Source organism: Protofrankia sp. Cr1 (assembly GCF_963555865.1).
Classification (GTDB): domain Bacteria; phylum Actinomycetota; class Actinomycetes; order Frankiales; family Frankiaceae; genus Protofrankia.
In genome coordinates this window covers 4,358-8,013 of the sequence record NZ_CAUVXO010000191.1, presented here as the reverse complement: position 1 = coordinate 8,013, position 3,656 = coordinate 4,358, and the positions used below count along the sequence as shown (strand labels likewise).

The window sequence follows — 3,656 nt, the reverse complement described above, 5'->3', positions numbered from 1 at the left end:
CCCTGAGTCAGCCCTGAGACTGGTCAGGACGTCATGTCACGGTGCTTGAACAGCCCGGCGGCGACCAGTACCGCGGCCACGCAGAAGACGAGAATCCGGAGGCCGGCCGCGGAGTAGGCGATGTGATATCCGTGCGCGCCTGCGGCGAAGGTGTCCATGAGCCGGGCGGGCAGCCAGGCTGCCGCCGGGCTCCAGATCCGCGATACGAGCATCTCCAGCGGCAGGGCGTATGCCAGCCCCACCGACACCGCGGCAGCCGGGGAGCGGAACACCACCCCGACCAGGACGCCTATGGTCGCGTATCCCAGCGACGCCGCGAGCACGTTCAGGTATCCCTTGCCGATCTCGACCAGGCCGGCTGTGCTGTGCCAGGCAGCGGTACCCACGTCCGTCGCGGGCGCGATCGCGAACGATGCGGCGGCGGCCACGACCGTGGCCGCGGTGACCATCACGGTGACGAAGGCAGCCAGGGCCAGGCATTTGCCCGCGAGCAGGCGAAGCCGGTAGGGATGGGCGATGAGCTGGTTACGCAGCGTTCCATGGGTGAAGTCGCCGCCGATAACAGCGGCTGTGACGGCGAGGGCCGTCACACCGAGCAGGATGCTGACGGCTTCCAACCCCTGCATGACCCCGTCCGGAGCGGCCAGTGCGGCTGCCGTGACCGGCACGCCGTCGTAGTCCTTGTGCCCGACCGACAGCATGGTCAACACGGCGCCGAGCGCCGCGACGGCGCCGATGGCGGCGAGCGTCCCGAAGAAGAAGCGCGGGCGACCGAGCTTGACCCATTCGGCCCGGAACATCGGGATCACGACGCACATCCGGGCACGTCCGGGGCGGGCATGGCGGAGATGCGAAATCCGCCCGAGGCCGCTACCGATGCGTCCACTGAGCCGTCCACTGATGCCGGTACCGAGGCGTCCGGTGAGCTGCGGCTACGCGGGATCAGATCGCCGTCGACCCCGCCTGTTGCGACCAGGAAGGTCTCCTCCAGCGTAGGGCGGTAGGCGGTCAGCGCGCGCAGAGTGATTCCTGCTTTCATGGCGATTTTGTTGAGGTTCGCGGCTACCGCCTCGGGGGCGTGCACGCTGACCGATCCGATCGAGGACCCCTGCGGCGGGTCGACCTGCAGGCCGTGGTCGCGCAGCAGAGCGGCGAGGCGTTCGGTGTCTCCCGCATGTTCGGGGGTCAGCACGAGCCGTGGTTCCTCGGCGGCAAGTAGGTCGGTCACGTGGCCCTGGAAGAGCAGCCGGCCGGAACGGATCATGACCAGGTGGTCGCAGATCTGTTCGACTTCGGAAAGTAGGTGACTGGACACGAAAACCGTCATCCGCGCCCCGGCGAGGTCCTTGAGTAGGCTCCTGACCTCCCGGATGCCCGCTGGGTCGAGCCCGTTGGTCGGTTCGTCGAGGATCAGGAGTTCGGGGTTCGGCAACAGCGCGGCTGCGATTCCCAATCGCTGCTTCATACCCAGCGAGTAGGTGGAGAACCGGTCGTCGGCCCGGGTGGTCAGGCCGACCAGGTCCAAGGTCTCGGTGACCCGGTCCGGACCGAGCCGGCGCAGGCGGGCCAGCAGGAGGAGATTGGCGCGCCCGCTGAGGCCGGGGTGGAAGGTCGGCCCCTCGATCATCGCGCCGACCCGGGGGAGATAGGCCGCGGGATTGCCGATGGGGTGCCCGAGCACGAAACCGTGGCCCTCGCTGGGCCGGATCAGCCCGAGAAGCATGCGCAGAGTGGTCGTCTTGCCGGCTCCGTTGGGCCCGACGAAGCCCGACAACGCCCCGGTGGGGACGTGGAGGCTGAGCCGGTCCACTGACCGTCGGGTGCCGTACTGCTTGGTGAGCCCCTCGCTCCAGATGGCAGCGTCGGGGGGAGGCTGCGGCAGGTCCGTGCGAGTCTGCCGTCGTGATCGTATCCGCATCCGCGGTGGCCTCGCCGGAGTCTCCGCAGTCATTACGTGATTGCCTCCTTGGTTGCCTGCGCTGGATGATTTCCGGCGCTGGACGATGCTCGGTGCTTGGCTGACCTCTGGTGTTGGCTTCGTGTGGCACGGTCTCCCGGTCGGCGGACGTTGACCGAACAGAGCGTAACGGATGGAGAAGCGTTGTGAGTGGTGACGATCATTAACTCTCCATGAAGAAGATCTTCAGCCATGGTCCAACCACCGGATCGGGTCGGGACCCGGCCGGGCGGGCGGATGGCACGCACCGCCGGGACGCTCGGCGGGGCGTCCGAGCGCCCGGCTGCGCGCCATGCCGTCATCGCGTTGGGCGACAATGCCGTGAGCCCGACATCGAGGTGGCAAGGGCTTCGGGGATCGGAGGGAGTCACCGTGGCACAGGTGGCGGGTCTGCGCTGGGGTATCCGGGCGATGGCGGCACTGGCTCTGGTCGTGGGCGTTGCCACCCTCGGGGTAGCGGTTTACTCCGCGGTCAGGGCCAACCATGCCACCGCCGAACGGGGCAACCGACTGGATCCCGCCGCGACCACCGCGGCCATGCTCCTGGCCGACTACGTCGATCAGGAGAGCAGCGTTCGCGGGTATCTGATCACCGAGGATCGCTCCTTCCTCGACTCGTTCGACGAGGCCGGCAAGTTGATCCCGGTGCACTATGCGCGCCTGGAGATGCTCCTGGATGGCCAGGCCACGTTGGTCACCCAGCTGCACGGCGTCGCCGGGGCATACCAGGCGTGGCGCTCGGACGTGGCGCGGCCAGAACTTGCGGCGATGCAGGACGGTGCTGTTGCGGCTGCCCGCGATGTCGAGAGGTCCTCGACGGCCCGGACCCGGCTGAGTGCACTGCGCGCCGATGTGACCAGCCTTGAGATCGCGATTTCCCAGGAGCAGACATCAACCGTCGGTCGGGTCGCCGGCGCCCAGGACCTGTTGCTCAGTTCACTGGGTACAGCGGTGTTCCTGGTCGCGGTCATTGTGGTCACGCTGAGTGTTGTCGCACGTCGCTGGCTCCTGCGGCCGATCGCCTCGCTGCGTAGGGCGGTCAACGCGGTCGCTGCCGGACGTTATGACACCCGTATCCCGGCGGTCGGGCCCAAGGAGTTGGTCGATCTTGCCGGCAACGTTGAGGCGATGCGGGCGCAGCTGGTACGCCTCGTCCGGCAGAACGACCGGCTCTGGGAGGCGCTCGCTCAGGAGGGACCCGCCGTGGTCGCCCTGCGTGACGCGCTCACCCCGTCCACCCTGCACGCGTCCGGGCTGGTCGTGCGCGGTCGGGTCGATCCGGCCGAGGGGGAGCTGGCTGGCGACTGGTTCGATTCGGTGGACCTGCCCGGCGGCCGGGTCGGGGTGGTTGTGGGCGATGTGTCCGGCCACGGGTCGGCGGCTGGTGTGTACGCGCTGCGGCTCAAACAGCTGCTGGGCGCGGCACTGACCGGCGGGGTGTCCGACCCCGGAGCTGCCATCGAGTGGGTCGTGGACAACCTGGGCGAGACCGACGAGGTCTTCGCCACGGCCGTGGTCGCGGTGGTCGACCCGGCGACTGGGACGGTCGAATATGCCAACGCCGGCCATCCGCAGGGGCTTCTGCTGCGCCGGTCCGGCCCGGCGGTCGAGCTGTTCGCCGGCGCCGGGGTCCCTGCCGCCGGGCTTCCGGCTGTATCGGCGAAGCCGGTCGGGGCGGTTCGCGCGGAGCCGCCGGGGT

The 3,656-nt window shown here is 69.0% G+C and carries 3 protein-coding genes; 1 reads left to right on the top strand and 2 read right to left on the bottom strand.

Features of this window, described 5'->3' with window-relative positions; genetic code table 11:
- Positions 1-23: 23 nt before the first annotated feature.
- Both U9980_RS15590 and U9980_RS15585 read right to left on the bottom strand, forming a co-directional pair.
- Positions 24-818 (bottom strand): ABC transporter permease subunit, encoded by a 795-nt coding sequence (locus U9980_RS15590; protein WP_322768580.1) that lies wholly within the window; start codon positions 816-818, stop codon positions 24-26.
- Positions 806-1,951, bottom strand: a complete 1,146-nt coding sequence (locus U9980_RS15585) for an ABC transporter ATP-binding protein (protein WP_322768579.1) — start codon at positions 1,949-1,951, stop codon at positions 806-808. The genes U9980_RS15590 and U9980_RS15585 overlap by 13 nt, the downstream gene beginning before the upstream one ends.
- 198 nt (positions 1,952-2,149) lie before the next feature.
- On the opposite strand from U9980_RS15585, the gene U9980_RS15580 reads away from it, so the two are divergent.
- Positions 2,150-3,656 (top strand): CHASE3 domain-containing protein (locus U9980_RS15580; protein ID WP_322768578.1); only part of this gene is annotated, 1,507 nt, incomplete at its 3' end.

Excerpts from the sequence above, each read along its gene's own strand:
- U9980_RS15585 (WP_322768579.1), bottom strand. The coding sequence starts at position 1,951 with ATGACTGCGGAGACTCCGGCGAGGCCACCGCGGATGCGGATACGATCA.
- U9980_RS15590 (WP_322768580.1), bottom strand. The coding sequence starts at position 818 with ATGTGCGTCGTGATCCCGATGTTCCGGGCCGAATGGGTCAAGCTCGGT.